The organism is Millionella massiliensis (assembly GCF_900104655.1).
GTDB classification, from domain to species: domain Bacteria; phylum Bacteroidota; class Bacteroidia; order Bacteroidales; family Rikenellaceae; genus Rikenella; species Rikenella massiliensis.
Map to the genome: position 1 here is coordinate 2,040,846 of NZ_FNWD01000002.1, position 15,347 is coordinate 2,056,192.

Consider the following 15,347-nt stretch of genomic DNA (forward strand, 5'->3'; position numbering starts at 1 on the left):
GGGGTGACGTGCGACGTTTTCCACCGGGGCGTTTTTCTGTCACAGACGCAGGGAACCGAATAATGTATTAGCTTTGTGGCGAGATGAAACGCTCCATATTACTTATATATACCGGCGGTACCATCGGGATGAAGACCAATCCCGAAACGGGATCGCTCGCGCCGTTCGATTTCGACCAGATCGAACTGGAGGTACCCGAGTTGCGTAAATTCGGCGTGCGGATCGAAACCATCACGTTCGACCCGGTGATCGACTCGTCGAACGTCAGCCCCGAGCAGTGGAACCGCCTCGCGCTGGTGATCCGCGATCACTACGAACAGTTCGACGGTTTCGTCGTGCTCCACGGAACCGATACGATGGCCTATACGGCCTCGGCCCTCAGTTTCATGATGGAGAACCTCGCCAAACCCATCATCTTCACCGGAAGTCAGATTCCGATCGGCGTGTTGCGCACCGACGGCCGTGAAAACCTGATCTCGGCCATCGAAATCGCCGCCGCAGGCGAAGTTCCCGAGGTCTGCATCTATTTTCAGAACAGCCTGCTCCGCGCCAACCGCACGATCAAATACAACGCCGAGCACTTCAACGCCTTCCGCAGTCCGAACTATCCTCCGCTGGCCGAAGCCGGCATCACTATTAAATACAACACGCCCTACATCCGGAAGGTGGACAGCTTCCTGCCCTCGCTCAAGGTCAACACGTCGCTCGAGACGCGGGTGGCCGTGGTGCGGATCTTTCCCGGCCTGCGCCCTGAGATCTTCCGGGCCATGCTCGCGATCGACGACCTGCGCGGGGTGGTGCTCGAGACCTACGGAGCCGGGAATGCCCCTACCGAAGATTGGTTTGTCAACACGGTGGCCGAAACGGTGGCGCGTGGCGTGGTGGTCATCAACGTGACCCAGTGTGCGGCCGGCAGCGTCGACATGGCCCTGTACGATACCGGGCGCGCCCTGCTGAAGGCCGGTGTGGTGAGCGGCCGCGACATGACGACCGAAGCCGCCCTCGCCAAACTGATGTACCTGCTGGGCGAAGAGTTACCCAAAAGCCAACTGGAACACTACCTGCACACACCCATCCGAGGCGAAATCTCCCTTTAGCCCCGCCGTGAGAAAAGTGGACAAAAACGATGAATTTTCTTCGGATGTTGTGCACAATAAATATTTATTCTAACTTTAACCCGTAAAAACGGCTTTTGAAAGGTTGATCCGAACTGCCGAGAGTAAGTTAGTGAGAGGGGCAAAAGGTTGTGAATCAGCATAGAATACGTTTCTTTGACAGCCGTTTTTGATCTGTAAGGAGGAATGTCCGAGTGGTCGAAGGAGCACGCCTGGAAAGTGTGTATACCTCAAAAGGGTATCAAGGGTTCGAATCCCTTTTCCTCCGCAAAACCCCGCAAAACGAGGTTAAAAAATTACCGTACTCCCGGATGCGGGATCGATTACCGATGCCCGTTCCGTCCGACAAGAAGTACCCTCTCCCAAAAATGCGAGGGGTGGTTTTTTCGGGATTTGAGGGAGAATGTTCTCTCATGTGGAGTCCGGTCAGGAAACGAGCCTGAAAACGACGGACAGGCCGCCCGGAAACTAATGCACAGGTTCGCCCTGCGCAACCAACACAAAGAACAACACAAACAAAAAACAACTAATCAAATTTTACCGTCACTATGAAAAAACTTCTGACAATCGTGTCCATGGTAGGTCTGCTGACCTTCGGCACCGCGAACCTGTACGCTCAAGATGCCGCTGATTCGGCTGCTGCAGCGCAGACCGAGCAGACTGCTGTTACTCCGGCCACTCCGGCTACGGCAGACGCAGCTGCTGCTGAAGAAGACCTGGGCGGTCAACCGATGCACCAGGCTCTGAAACAAAAATTCATCGAAGGTGGTGTGGGCTGGATGTCGCCGATCCTGCTCTGCTTGATCCTCGGTCTTGCAATCGTGATCGAACGTGTGATCTACCTGAACCTCGCTACCATCAACACCAAAAAACTCCTCGAAAAAGTTGAAAACGCACTGAACAACGGTGGTGTTGAAGCTGCTAAAGAAGTTTGCCGCAATACCCGTGGTCCGGTAGCCTCGATCTTCTACCAGGGTCTCGACCGCGCAGGCGAAGGTATCGACGTGGTTGAAAAATCCGTAGCCTCTTACGGTTCGGTTCAGGCCGGCCACCTCGAAAACGGTATGTCTTGGATCTCGCTGTTCATCGCCCTCTCTCCGATGCTCGGGTTTATGGGTACTGTGGTCGGTATGATCGCTGCATTCGACGCCATCGAAGCTGCCGGTGATATCGCTCCGAGTCTGGTTGCCGGTGGTATGAAAATCGCCCTTCTGACTACCGTTGCCGGTCTTATCGCCGCTGTGATCCTCCAGCTGTTCTACAACTACCTGCTGGCCAAAATCGACAGCATCGTGATCTCGATGGAAGATGCCTCCATCTCGCTGGTGGACATCCTGACCAAATACCTCAAAAAATAATCGCGCCCGATAAGCCAGGCGAAACTTTGGTACAGACAATAATATGAAATACTTACCCATAATCAAATACATACTGCTCATCGTATCGGCCATCCTGATCCTGGTCGGCGCGGTACAGGGTGCAGCCGACAACGAAAGTGCGGCACTGAACACCATGCTCGTATGGTCGTTCATCGTAGTCATCCTGACCATCGCCCTCACCATCATCATGCCTCTGGTAGCAGTATTCCAGAACCCCAAAAGCGCAGTCCGCTCGCTGATCGGACTCGGGGTTATCGTTGTGGTCTTCCTCGTATCGTATGCTCTGTCCAACGACACTCCGATTCCGTTGGCCAGCGGTAAAGTAATCGATGATTCCTTCTCCCTGAAATTCAGTGACACCGCTCTGTATGCAACCTACATTGCCTTCGCAGGCGTAGTCCTGAGCATCCTTTACGGAGAACTCTACAAAGTCTTTAAAAAATAACAAGTCCATACAATGGCTAAAAGAAAAGTTCCAGAAATCAACTCCGGATCAATGGCCGACATCGCGTTCTTGTTGCTCATCTTCTGGCTGATGACAACATCCATGAACGTAGACTCGGGCATCGCACGGAAGTTGCCGCCGATGGTCGACCAAGAGGACGACCCCGGGATGGACGCCCACGAGCGTAACGTGCTCATGGTGTTCGTCAGCGGCAACAACCAACTCCTGGTTGCGGGCCAACGTATGGATATTAGCGGGCTGTGTGAAAAAGCTAAAACTTTTATTACCAACCCCACCAACGACCCCAACATGCCGGAGAAAGAGATGACCGAAATCCCCTTGCTCGGCAACTATCCGGTAAGTAAAGGCTTGATTTCGCTGCAGAACGACCGTGGTACCAGCTACGACATGTACCTCCAGGTACAGAACGAGTTGACCAAGGCCTATAACCAGGCGAAAGACGAGCTCTCACAACAAAAATTCGGCCGGCCCTATTCCGACCTCGGTGACGAACAGAAGAAAGCCATCAACAAGGCTATCCCCGTCAAGATTTCGGAAGCAGAACCGCGTAACCTGACAGGAGGAAAATAGAACATGGCACAAATCAAAAGAAACGGCGGGAAAGATACCCCGGGTATCTCTACCTCTTCGCTGCCCGATATCGTGTTCATGATCCTGTTCTTCTTCATGGCCACCACCACCATGCGTGAAGTGGAATTGAAAGTGCAGGTTGAAGCGCCGAAAGCCAGCGAAGCTCAAAAACTCGAAAAGAAATCTTTGGTAAGTTACATCTACGTCGGTCCTCCGACCAAAGCACTCGCTCCCCAGTTCGGTACCGCTCCGCGTATCCAACTGAACGGTGCTTACAGTACGCTGACCAACATCACCGAGTTCGTTGCCTCGGAACGTGACAAACTCAGTGAAAAAGACCGTCCTGACATGACCGTCAGCCTGAAAATCGACGCCGCTACCAAAATGGGTATGGTGACCGATATCAAACAGGAACTGCGTCGTGCCAACGCGCTCTCGATCAGCTATGCAGCTGCCAAGGATAAAGGCGATGCAAATGCTAGCAAATAGTTTTTGCATGTGAGCCTAAAGTACCCTTGAAAAGGGGCCTCTGATGATTCAGAGGCCCCTTTTTGTGCTGTTACGGGTATGAAATAGGAATGAGAGCTAGTGGGGGTGAGTGTGTGGAAAGCCTAGTTACTGAAACTGGCGTGAATGCCTGTCTTTTGTATTATTGTTTTAGCTCTGAGACTTTGTGCGTGGCAAGCGTTGTTAGGCTATTCTGCCTGTGGCTAGCTTGGTATGTATTGAGTGTATTGTAATACCCGGGTTGGAGGATAAAAATCTTAGGTGAGAAATATTATCACTACCGTAATATTCTTCCGGTAGCGAATCTGAGCGAGGTGAATGGATAGTTGAAAGGAATAAACCGTATCCTTAACGGCAATTTGCTGTATGTTGCGTTTTACAGAGGAACTGAGAATTGAATTTGGCTTTTGAGTAAGTTTCTCCCTGTCGTGAACGTTAAATACATGCGCTTTTAGGGCTTTAGGATGATTCTACGCCCAATATTGCGGACTCAAGGGGTTGGGTTATCCGATATAATTCGGTAGAAATTTGGGCTTATTTTGCCCTATAGCAGAAAAGGCAAAAGGTGAATGACCACTGCGCAACCCATCATCAGCATATACAGAAAATTCGTGACGAAATTGGGCTTGCGGCTATTGAAGTAGGTCGGAATAATCACGGCCAGCGGGATAGCCAAAATCGGCAGTTGGTATAGCGAGCGGCTGGGTACAAAGGCCAAAATCAAGGCCGTGACGACCAGCATCCAGATGAAAAAGATGTAGACTTTGAACGGTTTGAGCTTGTACTCTCGACGTCGTCCCAGGAAGGTGATAATCGAGAGAATGAAGAGGATCACGACGCACCCGATAAAGGTCCATTCGAAGCTGCTGAAAAGTTTGACAGGAGGTAGCGGCGTTGATGTCAGCAGAGCGTCGCGACACTGGACGATCGTGTCCGTGAAGTTTCCTCCAGCGAGCCATACGCCGTATGCGCTGAAAAAGAGTGGCATAAGCCATCCTCCGAGGGCCGCAATCCATTCGCGGAGGTCAAAGAGACGGAAAAGCAGAAGACCGATGGGCAGCAGGATAACGAGGAACAGCGCCGGGGCGTAGATGGCTCCGGCGGCTCCGAGCGTGAAGCCTACGACCATATAGGGACCGGTGGCGAGTGCTTTGTAGTTGTAGCTGCGGAAGATGTTTTCGGCCGCAATCAGCACCAGCAGCGCCACGAGCAGCGGACGGAAACTCATGTAGGAGTTGTAGTAGCCGGAGCTGACCAGCAGGTAGATAATGGCCGGCATGTAGGTGCGCTCCAGAAAGATCACGTTCCGGATAACCAGCCGCGTAACGACGAATGAGTTGATGAAGACGAGAATCGACGAGAGCAGGATCCCGATGCCGGGGACTTGGCGAATCCACTGGTCGAGCAGTGTGCCGAGCGGAGTTCCGGCCGGCGGGGTGAGCATTTGGGTGTCGTGTGCGGCAGCGACCAGACCCGATCTCTCGGGCTGGAACAGTTCGGCTCCCCAGAAGATCACGGCCAGCAACACAAAGTATAATATGGTCTTCAGCAGGCTTTGCCGCGTAAGGTCCAAACTCATCCCCTTGGTTCTCTGTTATAGGTTGTCGACGCCGTGGTGGGACGGCCGTCAATTCGTTTGTTTGTGTGGTGAATCGCAGCGGCTGTGGGTGCGATTCCCGGCGTGCTTTCGTAGCAGCGTCGAGCGTTAGCGTGCGGAATCTGTGAATTACAGCAATTCTTGACCTCACCTCCTGTTATAGGAGGGATACAAACTGCACCGCTGTTTATGGTGCACAGATCCGATTTAGCCTTCTATTTGGTGTGCTGTTTATACAACCTGCCCCGGCTGTCGGAATGTAGCTTCGCGGTGGTGTTTGATCCACGGGAGGACGGCGCGGAGGCTGTAAATTAAAAGTCCTGCGCCTCCGGTCGTTTCGGTTTGCGTGTCTCACCGGTGGCGCAGGATGGGAAACCCGACGGGCGCTTACAGCAGGTCGCGGCCGATGTCGCGGCGGAAATATTTACCGTCGTAGGCGATGCCGGAAATCGTGTCGTAGGATTGCTCCGTGGCTTCGGTAATGGAGTTGCCCAGCGAGGTGACGGCCAGTACGCGTCCGCCGGCGGTCAGCACTTCGCTGCCCTTGGCCGCGGTGCCTGCGTGGAAGACGATGCTGGGGCATGCGGTCGAGGTTGGCAGACCGCTGATCGGCAGCCCTTTGGGGTAGCTTCCGGGGTATCCGCCCGAGACGCATACGACGGTGGCAGCAGTTCTCGGCGTTACTTCCAGCGTCTTTTCGTCCAGCGTCCGGTGGACGATGCCTTCGAACAGGTCGATAATATCCGAGGTGATGCGGGGCATGACCACTTCAGTCTCGGGGTCGCCCATGCGTACGTTGTATTCGATGACCATCGGTTCGCCGCCGCAGTTCATCAGGCCGATGAAGATGAAGCCGGTGTAGTCGAGACCGTCTTCGCGGATGCCGCGCACGGTGGGTTCGACGATGCGGGTGCGTACCTTCTCCATGAATTCGGGCGTGGCGAACGGAACGGGCGAGATTGCGCCCATACCGCCGGTGTTGAGTCCGGTGTCGCCTTCGCCGACGCGTTTGTAGTCTTTGGCTTCAGGCAGAATCTTGTACGATTGGCCGTCGGTGGCCACGAAGACCGAAACTTCGATGCCCGAGAGGAACTCTTCGATCACCACTTTCTTCGATGCGGCGCCGAATTTACCGTCGAGCATGGCCCGGAGTTCGCTTTGTGCTTCTCCCAGGTCGTTCAGGATCAGCACGCCTTTGCCGGCGGCCAGTCCGTCGGCTTTCAGCACGTAGGGCGGGCGGACTTTGGTGGCCAGGAAGATGCAGCCGTCTTCCACGTTGTCGCGGGTGACGGTGAAGTAGGCTGCCGTCGGGATGCCGTGGCGGGCCATGAAGGCTTTGGCGTACTCCTTGCTTCCTTCGAGCTGGGCGGCCTCCTGCGAGGGGCCTACTACCGGGATGTGGCGAATCTCGGGATCGTTCTGGAAGTAGTCTTTCACGCCGTCGACCAGCGGTTGTTCGGGGCCCACGACCACCAGGTTGATGTAGTTATTCTGTACAAACTGCTTGAGGGCGGGGAAGTTGGACGGGTCGAGATCGACATTGATCCCGCAGGCTCGAGTTCCTGCGTTCCCGGGAGCGATATAGAGTTTCTCCAAACGCGGACTTTGTGCGATTTTCCACGCGAAAGCATGTTCCCGGCCTCCGCTGCCCAGGAGCAGAATATTCACAGTCTGTGGTAATTTCATCGGAATGGATTTTTTTAGCACCACAAAGATACGTAATTTTGACGCGGCCGACAATCCGGCCCGTTGAATATTAAACACCTAAAAATACTTTGATGAAAAAACAACTGCTTGGGCTCGCAGCCCTGACCTTCGCTCTGGCGGCACCGCTGCGTTCGCTGGCCGACGAGGGGATGTGGCTTCTGCCCTTCATCGAAAAGCTGAACATCCAGCAGATGAAGGCCAAAGGACTGCGTCTCGATGCCAAAGACATCTATGACCTGAACAACACGTCGCTCAAGGACGCTATCGTGATCTTCGGCGGTGGCTGCACCGGCGAGATCATCTCGCCGAACGGACTGATCGCCACCAACCACCACTGCGGGTACGGCTCGATCCAGCAGCACAGCTCCGTGGAGCACGACTATCTTAAGAACGGTTTCTGGGCCTCCACTCAGGCCGAGGAGCTGCCCACCCCGGGACTGGCCGTGACCTTTATCCGTGAGATTCGCGACGTGACCTCCGAAGTGCTGGCCAAAGTGAAGCCGGAGATGACCGAACAGGAACGCAACGCCGCAATCCGCAAGGCGTCGGACAAGATCGTGAAGGAGAACAGCGATGCCAAAGCCTTCAAAGGGGCACAGGTGGTTCCCATGTTCGGCGGCAACCAGTTCCTGCTCTTTGTGACCGAACGGTTCACCGACGTTCGTATGGTGGGTGCTCCGCCGTCGTCGGTCGGCAAGTTCGGCGGTGACACCGACAACTGGATGTGGCCGCGCCATACGGGCGACTTCTCGCTCTTCCGCGTCTATGCCTCGCCCGACAACAAACCGGCCGCCTATTCTGAAGAGAACGTTCCCTACAAAGCGCCCAAATACCTCGAAATCTCGCTCAAGGGTTACAAGGAGGGCGACTATGCCATGATTATGGGTTTCCCCGGCAGCACCAACCGTTACATGACCACCTATGAAATCGACCAGGTGCTCGAACAGGACAACCCGATCCGCATCTTCGTGCGCGGCGAACGTCAGAAACTGCTCTGGGAAGATATGATGGCCGATCCGAAGGTACGTATTCAGTATGCCAGCAAATATGCCGGTTCGTCGAACTACTGGAAAAACTCGATTGGCAAGAGCCGCGGTTTGCGCAAACTCGACGTGCGCGGCAAGAAAGCGGCCCAGCAGGCCGAGTTTACGGCCTGGGTGAACGCTTCGCCCGAACGTCAGGCCAAATACGGTCGCGCCCTGCCGCTGATCGACAGCGCCGTGCAGCAGCGTCGTGCCGCCGCCCGCATACAGCAGTTCATGAGCGAGGCGCTCCGCACCGGAGTCGAAGGCTATACGCTGGGGATGTCCGTAAACGGCATTCTGACCTCCGAGCAAGACGATAAAAAGGCCGTTGAGTCGCTGCGCAAAACCGGCGAGGCCTTCTTCAAGAACTACAACGCTCCGACCGACCGGAAGGTGACCCTGCGGATGCTGCAAATCTTTGCCGACAGCGTTTCGGCGGCCGACGAACCCTCGTTCTTCGCGGCCGTGCGTTCCGACGTGGCCGGCTATGCCGCCCGTCTGGCCGACCAGTCGTTGCTGACCGATACGGCCCGTTTCTACGCCGCGCTTGAGAACTTCGACCGCGCACAGTGGACCAACGATCCGGCCGTGGTGGCTGCCGCTTCGATCTCCGAAAAGGCCCGCGAACTTTCGAGTCAGGCACTGGCCCCGGCTGCCAAGAAGTTTGCCGAGGGGCACCGCCTCTGGGTGGCCGGTCTGATGGAGATGAACCCCGACAAGGCCTGGGCGCCGGACGCCAACTTCACGCTGCGTCTGACCTACGGCCAGGTATTGCCCTACTGGGCGGCCGATGCCGTGTTCTATAACTACTTCACCACGCTTTCGGGCGTGATGGCCAAGGAAGATCCCGAAAATCCCGACTTTATCGTGCCCGAACGGCTCAAGGAGCTTTACAAGGCCAAGGATTTCGGCCCCTATGCCGTGAACGGCGATGTGCCGGTGGCCTTCCTGACCAATAACGACATCACGGGCGGTAACTCGGGCAGCCCCGTGCTCGACGCCGACGGCCGTCTGCTGGGTCTGGCCTTCGACGGCAACTGGGAGGCTATGAGCGGCGACATCGCCTTCGAACCCGACCTACAGCGCACCATTGCGGTCGATATCCGCTACGTGCTCTTCATGATTGACAAGTATGCCGGTGCGCAGCGTCTGATCGACGAAATGACCATCGTGCGCTAAGCGCGTTCTCTGCCGGTCCGAGACCCCGAAACGCGTGGGGATAAGGATGGCGGACACCATACGTTTTTACCTGCGAGCGACCTGTCCCGTCCGGCGGACAGGTCGCTTTTTTTGCGCCCGGCCGGGGCGTGGGGGTGCGAACGCTTCGCTTTTCTGCTATCTTTGTAACTGTACAAATTTGTCGTCGTCATGAAAAATATAGATACGACGCTGGTCAACAGCAAAATCGAACAGGCCGTGGCCGCGGCGGCTGCCTGGGAAACCGACCGCGAAGGGCTGCTCGGCTGTCTGGCCTGCACCGACTATACGACCCTCCGGGAGACCGACTCGCCCCGCAGCGTGAGCCTCTTTACGAAACATGCCATCGAACTTGTCGATCGTGGCCTGCCGCCTGTGGCCTCGGTGTGCGTCTACCCCTCGCTGGTCGATGCCGTGGGGGTGGCGCTGGCCGAAGTGCCGGCCGGGTCGCCAGCCGAGGAGATCGGGATTACGGCCGTCTGCGGTGCCTTCCCGTCGGGCCAGACCTACATGGAAGTCAAGATGCTGGAGTGTGCGATGGCCATCGAAAACGGAGCCGACGAGATCGATGCGGTCATCAACGTCGGGGCGATGCTCTCGGGCGATTACGACCTGGCCGAGAGCGAACTGGCCATGATGCGCGAGGAGATCGACGGCGATGCCCTGCTGAAGGTGATCCTCGAAACCGGTTCGCTGGCCGATCCGGAGCTGATCTACCGGGCATCGATGCTGGCGATGGAGGCCGGAGCCGATTTTATCAAGACTTCGACCGGCAAAACGCCCATCTCGGCGACGCCCGCTGCGGCGGTGGTCATGTGTCGGGCCATTCGCGATTTTGAGCGTTCCTGCTCCCGCAAGGTGGGGATCAAGGTGGCCGGAGGAATCCGCACGCCGCAGGACGCCATGCTCTATCGTACCATCGTCGCTCAGGAACTGGGGCCCGAGTGGCTCACACCCGAACTGTTCCGTATCGGTGCCAGCCGGTTGGTCGACGCGCTGGTTCCCTGCCTGGTGGAATAGCGCCGGGGACTCCAGGTTTATAACGATATCGAAGGGTCGGTCGTGGAGTGTCGCTCCCCGGCCGATCTTTATTTTTTTTTGGGGGGGGTAGCGGAAATTTTCAGCAGAGGATGGCGGTGTTGGGAATGGGGGAAGACGAATGAAAAGGGGCGGGCCCGATGGAACGCAATCGGTCGTTTCTGGCGAATCAAAGTCGCGTAAATCGGAACCCGAAACGGCTGAATGTCGGGCCGATACCGCATATAAACGAAAAAAGCCGTACTTTTGCAGCTCCGATTTTTTCACTAAACACCTTTTCGGCGCATGACCCAGCGACAACCTACCATTCTGCAATCCGTTATTCCGATTCTCGTCCTGCTGGGACTCATTATGGGCACCGTGCTCGGTACCGATGCCGATGCGCTGGCCGGTGCCAACCAGCTCTCGCTGCTCATCGCCTCGACCGTGGGAGCCGCCATCGCCGTCTACAACCGGGTGCGCTGGAGCGACATCATGCAGGGTATGGTCCATACGATCAGTACCTCGATGCCGGCCATCCTGATCCTGCTGATGGTCGGGATGCTCTCCGGAAGCTGGATGGTCAGCGGTGTGATTCCCACGATGATCTATTACGGGCTGGAGATCCTGCGGCCCGACTATTTCCTGCCGGCCTGCGTGGTGATTTCGGCCGCCGTTTCGGTTGCCACGGGCAGTTCGTGGTCCACCATCGCCACGATCGGAGTTGCGTTGATCGGGATCGGTCATGCCCTTGGATTCGACATGGCCATGACGGCCGGAGCCATCATCTCCGGAGCCTATTTCGGCGACAAGGTCTCTCCGCTGAGCGACACGACCAATCTGGCTTCGGCGGTGACCGGTACGGAGCTCTTCACCCATATCCGCTACATGATGCAGACGACCGTCCCCTCGATTCTGTTGACACTGATCGTCTTTACTGTGCTGACGCTGACCGTAGGCGGCGGACACGGCGGGGTGCTGGGGGTCGATACGTTCCAGCAGACCATCGACGCCACCTATTGCATCCACCCGTTGTTGCTGTTGATTCCGGCGCTGGCCGTATTCATGATTATCAAGAAGGTGCCGGCCGTGCCGGTGCTGATGATCGGTTCGCTGCTGGCCGTGGTGGCCGCGGCGCTCTTTCAGCAGGATCTGCTGGCATCGCTCTCGCCGGACGGACGGCTGACATTCGGCAGCGGTTACGAGGTGCTCACCCGTGCGCTCTACGGGCGGACGACCCCGGTGACGGGCGATGCGGCGGTGGACGATCTGCTGGCAACGGGCGGGATGGCCGGAATGCTGAATACCGTGTGGCTGATCGTCACGGCCATGATCTTTGGCGGGGTGATGGAGGCGGGCCATTTTCTGGAGCGGATTACGTCGGCCATTCTCAGCCGGGTCCGTTCGGCCGGCGGGCTGGTCTCGACCGCGACGGGCAGCTGCCTGCTCTTCAACCTGACGGCGGGCGACCAGTATATGTCGATCGTGGTGCCGGGAAAGATGTTTATCGGCGCGTTCCGGCGTAACGGACTGGAGTCGCGTCTGCTGAGCCGAACCCTCGAGGATGGGGGTACGGCCACTTCAGTGCTGATCCCGTGGAACACGTGCGGGGCCACGCAGGCGTCGATTCTGGGTGTGCCGACCTTCACCTATTTCCCCTTTGCGCTGTTTTGCTGGCTCAGTCCGCTGGTGACGCTGGTCGTTGCCTGGTCGGGATGGGGCATACGGCGCGGGGAGCCGCCTGTGGACGGCGAAGCTGTGGATCCGGCGATCGAAGAGGTGGAGACATATAACGTCCCCCGATAGTCAGGCGGAATACTCGAATGAAAAAGGAACGGCGGAAGATTTTCCATGTGGAAAATCTTCCGCCGTTTTGATTGCGGGCAGGTCCGAAACCTGCCATTGTGGGGGCGGGGAGGCTTAGTAGATGATCTCCATGATCAGTATTTCACCCGCTCCGTTCAGGTCGCGGTATACTTTGGTCACGGAGCCGTCGTTGTCAAACTCGTAACGGAAGACAGCTGTCTGTCGTTCGCCCTCTTGGGTGGTCAGTTCGGCGTTGGTCGGGAGGAAGGCCGGGCGAAGACCGGCCAGGCCGAAGGCCATGCTCCAGTCGCCCGATTCCAGCAGTGCGCTGAACATGTCGAAGTTCGAAACCCCTGCCGGCTGTGTTCCGAATTCGCACGTTGCCGTCCAGTCGTCCGATTCCATGGAGGAGATGCTGGAGGTGGTGGCGATGCTCACCGGGCATCCCTTTTCCCAGGTATAGTCGATGTTGGTCGTGTAGTATTTCGTGACGCTGGTCGGGTCGCCATCAGGTGTAAGGGTCCCGTCGGTATATGCGCCCGGCATGACGAAACGGGTCAGGTATCCCGCGTCGTTGTAACTCCAGGATGCCAGAGGAGTATCCTCGCTGTTGGGCACCTCTGCGGTCAGCCGTCCGTTGCTCATCAGGTACGAAGCGGTCGTAGTGATGGTTTGCGTGGTCGAATTGCCGTCGGAATCGACGTAGGTTTCATAGTCATACGACGTCATGGTCAGTGTGTCGGCCCCGTAGACGAAAGTCTGCTGTATCCGCGCTTCGGGCTCCTCTTCGTCCGAGTAGGTCACTTGGGTGATGCGTCCTTCGGCATCGTTTTCGAACCATACGTGGGTGTCGATGGTTCCGGCTACTTCGTCACCGTAGGTGATGATCTCTTTGGCCACTTTGCCGGCTTTCGGGTCGGGAAGCGGGGTTTCGCCCGATTCGGTGGTCCCTTTCTGTACGATGGTGATCGTAATGACGCTTTCGCCACAGATGATCCGGATCACGGCCGTACGGTCTTCACCCGAATAGTTGATGCTGAGCGTGATGTCCAGGGTGTATTCTCCGGCAGCGTCTCCGCTGGTTTGGCTCAGGGTCACCCAGTCGATGGTCGAGTCGGCTTTCGAGGCGATGCTTTCCGATACTTCGGCGTGCCACGGTCCCTGGGTCGAGAATTTTACCTGTTGTCCGGTTCCGGTTGAGGTCTGGTCGGCATAGACCGTTTGGTTGGTTGAACCCGACGTCAACTGGATGGACGGTTCGGTCGAGGTCTCTTTTTTGCAGCTGAAGAAGGTCAGGGCTGCCAGCAACACGATGAAAATTCTGTTCATCTATACGTTTTTTAGAGGCCTTCACACAGTACCTTGAAAAGGCGGGGTAATAAAAAACGAAAGCGTGGTACTGCGATGCCGTCGCCGGATTGCGGGTGGGTTGCAGGACGACGGGCATGACGCTTCCCTGTGGGGTGTCTTTTGACCGCAAAAATAGCTAGAAATGGAGTAACTCCCGAGGTGTGCGACGATGAGTGCCCGAATAAAACATGATTCTGTCCGGATTTTTCGTCGGCAAAAGCGGACGATTGGTCGGCAGATACCCTCTTCAGGTCTGATTTATTCGTGCGAGGCCCGATGCTGAATGTAGTTTTGCACCGGATGAATCATGTAACGCTATGAACAAACTACGCATCCTGATCGGAACGCTTCTGCTGTGTACGACCGGCCTGACAGCCGAAGCCGCTCCATGGACCCTCCGGGCATGTATCGATTATGCCCGTTCGCGCAACATCCAGGTGCAGTCGGCACAAGTGTCGGACAGCAGCGCCGGGGTGAACCTTTTGCAGGCCAAGGCACAGCAGACACCGACCCTCTCGTTTGCGACCGGTCAGGGCGTCTCGCACGGCAAGGAAGACGGTACGGCCTATTCTGGGAGTTACTCGCTCAATGCCGGGGTGACCATCTACCAAGGAGGTCAGCTGGTCAATACGGTCAAGAAACAGGAGATCCTGACCCGCACGGCCGAACTGAACGTGGCCGTGGCCCGGAACGACATCGAGATTTCGGTGACGCAGGCCTATCTGACGATCCTGTACGCCCACGAGAATCTCAAGACGATGCAGCAGACCGTCGAGTCGTCCGAGGCGCAGATGAACCGTACCAAGGCCCTGTTGGAGGCCGGTTCCGTGTCGGAGAGCGACTACGCGCAGATCGAAGCCCAGTACTGGAGCGATGTCTATGACTGTACGGTGGCCGAAAACACGCTCGCACAATCTATCCTGAAGCTGAAACAGCTGCTGGAACTGGGGCTTGAAGACGAGTTCGAGATCGATTTCCAGGAGATTGATGACGCGGATGTGATGGCTGCCATTCCGGATCTGGCCGAGGTCTATCACACGGCGCTGGAGGTGATGCCGGAGGTCGAGAGCAGCCGGCTGGAGGTTGAGGCGGCGCAGGTGAACGAAAAGATTGCCAAGGGGCAAAAAATGCCGACTATCTCGCTGAACGCGGCCGTCGGAACCGGTAACTTCTCGAATGGCGGTTACTCGTTCTTCAACCAGTTGAGCAACCAGCTGAACGAGAGCGCCACGATCAATATCAGTGTCCCGATTTTCAACCAGCGTTCTGCCCGTTCGGCCATCGAGCAGGCTCGGCTCGACACCCGTTCGTCGGAACTGACCCACGAACAGACCCTCAAAGACCTGCTCTCCGAGATCGAATCGCTGTGGCAGGATGCCAAGTCGGCCCAGAGCCGTTACGAAGCGGCTGCCGGCAAACTCAAATCGGCCGAGCTGAGTTATCGGTTGGTTCAGGAGCAGTTCAACTACGGGATGAAGAACCCGGTCGACCTGCTGACCGAAAAGACCAACTACCTCTCGGCACAGCAGGAGTTGATCCAGGCCAAGTACCAGTCGGTGCTGTCGCTCCAGTTGCTGGAATTCTATCGCGGCGGTCAGATCGAACTGTAGC

At 56.7% G+C, this 15,347-nt stretch carries 12 protein-coding genes and 1 tRNA gene; 10 read left to right on the forward strand and 3 right to left on the reverse strand.

Going from position 1 to position 15,347, the window contains the following annotated elements; genetic code table 11:
* Positions 1–83: 83 nt before the first annotated feature.
* The 6 genes from BQ5379_RS07920 to BQ5379_RS07945 all read left to right on the forward strand — a co-directional run bounded on the left by BQ5379_RS07920 (position 84) and on the right by BQ5379_RS07945 (position 4,019).
* Positions 84–1,097, forward strand: coding sequence for an asparaginase (locus BQ5379_RS07920; protein ID WP_071134933.1), 1,014 nt, complete (start codon positions 84–86; stop codon positions 1,095–1,097).
* Positions 1,098–1,295: 198 nt separating this feature from the next.
* Positions 1,296–1,383, forward strand: a tRNA-Ser gene (locus tag BQ5379_RS07925).
* A gap of 280 nt (positions 1,384–1,663) precedes the next feature.
* Positions 1,664–2,473: a MotA/TolQ/ExbB proton channel family protein gene (locus BQ5379_RS07930; RefSeq protein ID WP_071134934.1), complete on the forward strand. Its 810-nt coding sequence runs from the start codon at positions 1,664–1,666 to the stop codon at positions 2,471–2,473.
* 43 nt (positions 2,474–2,516) lie between these two features.
* Entirely contained in the window at positions 2,517–2,939 is a 423-nt protein-coding gene (locus BQ5379_RS07935) for a hypothetical protein (RefSeq protein ID WP_071134935.1), read from the forward strand.
* A 12-nt stretch (positions 2,940–2,951) separates the two neighbouring features.
* The gene (locus tag BQ5379_RS07940) at positions 2,952–3,530 is read left to right on the forward strand and encodes an ExbD/TolR family protein (RefSeq protein WP_071134936.1); all 579 of its coding nucleotides are present in this window, start codon (positions 2,952–2,954) and stop codon (positions 3,528–3,530) included.
* 3 nt (positions 3,531–3,533) lie between these two features.
* Positions 3,534–4,019 (forward strand): ExbD/TolR family protein, encoded by a 486-nt coding sequence (locus BQ5379_RS07945; protein WP_071134937.1) that lies wholly within the window; start codon positions 3,534–3,536, stop codon positions 4,017–4,019.
* A 562-nt stretch (positions 4,020–4,581) separates the two neighbouring features.
* Here BQ5379_RS07945 and BQ5379_RS07950 read toward each other — a convergent pair.
* Both BQ5379_RS07950 and purD read right to left on the reverse strand, forming a co-directional pair.
* Entirely contained in the window at positions 4,582–5,616 is a 1,035-nt protein-coding gene (locus tag BQ5379_RS07950) for a hypothetical protein (protein WP_143039424.1), read from the reverse strand.
* A gap of 405 nt (positions 5,617–6,021) precedes the next feature.
* Positions 6,022–7,302, reverse strand: a complete 1,281-nt coding sequence (purD, locus tag BQ5379_RS07955; protein ID WP_071134939.1) for a phosphoribosylamine--glycine ligase — start codon at positions 7,300–7,302, stop codon at positions 6,022–6,024.
* A gap of 110 nt (positions 7,303–7,412) precedes the next feature.
* Between purD and BQ5379_RS07960 the strand changes: the two genes are divergently transcribed.
* The 3 genes from BQ5379_RS07960 to nhaC all read left to right on the forward strand — a co-directional run bounded on the left by BQ5379_RS07960 (position 7,413) and on the right by nhaC (position 12,386).
* On the forward strand, positions 7,413–9,545 hold the full coding sequence (locus BQ5379_RS07960) for a S46 family peptidase (protein ID WP_071134940.1): 2,133 nt from the start codon (positions 7,413–7,415) through the stop codon (positions 9,543–9,545).
* Positions 9,546–9,734: 189 nt separating this feature from the next.
* Positions 9,735–10,583: a deoxyribose-phosphate aldolase gene (gene deoC, locus BQ5379_RS07965; RefSeq protein ID WP_071134941.1), complete on the forward strand. Its 849-nt coding sequence runs from the start codon at positions 9,735–9,737 to the stop codon at positions 10,581–10,583.
* Positions 10,584–10,886: 303 nt separating this feature from the next.
* Positions 10,887–12,386, forward strand: a complete 1,500-nt coding sequence (nhaC, locus tag BQ5379_RS07970) for a Na+/H+ antiporter NhaC (protein ID WP_071134942.1) — start codon at positions 10,887–10,889, stop codon at positions 12,384–12,386.
* 114 nt (positions 12,387–12,500) lie between these two features.
* Here the strand turns inward: nhaC and BQ5379_RS07975 are convergent, their stop codons facing one another.
* On the reverse strand, positions 12,501–13,715 hold the full coding sequence (locus tag BQ5379_RS07975; RefSeq protein ID WP_071134943.1) for a BACON domain-containing protein: 1,215 nt from the start codon (positions 13,713–13,715) through the stop codon (positions 12,501–12,503).
* A 338-nt stretch (positions 13,716–14,053) separates the two neighbouring features.
* Here BQ5379_RS07975 and BQ5379_RS07980 point away from each other — a divergent pair, with 338 nt between their 5' ends.
* Positions 14,054–15,346 carry a TolC family protein gene (locus BQ5379_RS07980; protein WP_071134944.1) on the forward strand — a complete coding sequence of 431 codons (1,293 nt, stop codon included), beginning with the start codon at positions 14,054–14,056 and terminating at the stop codon, positions 15,344–15,346.
* Position 15,347: the final 1 nt, after the last annotated feature.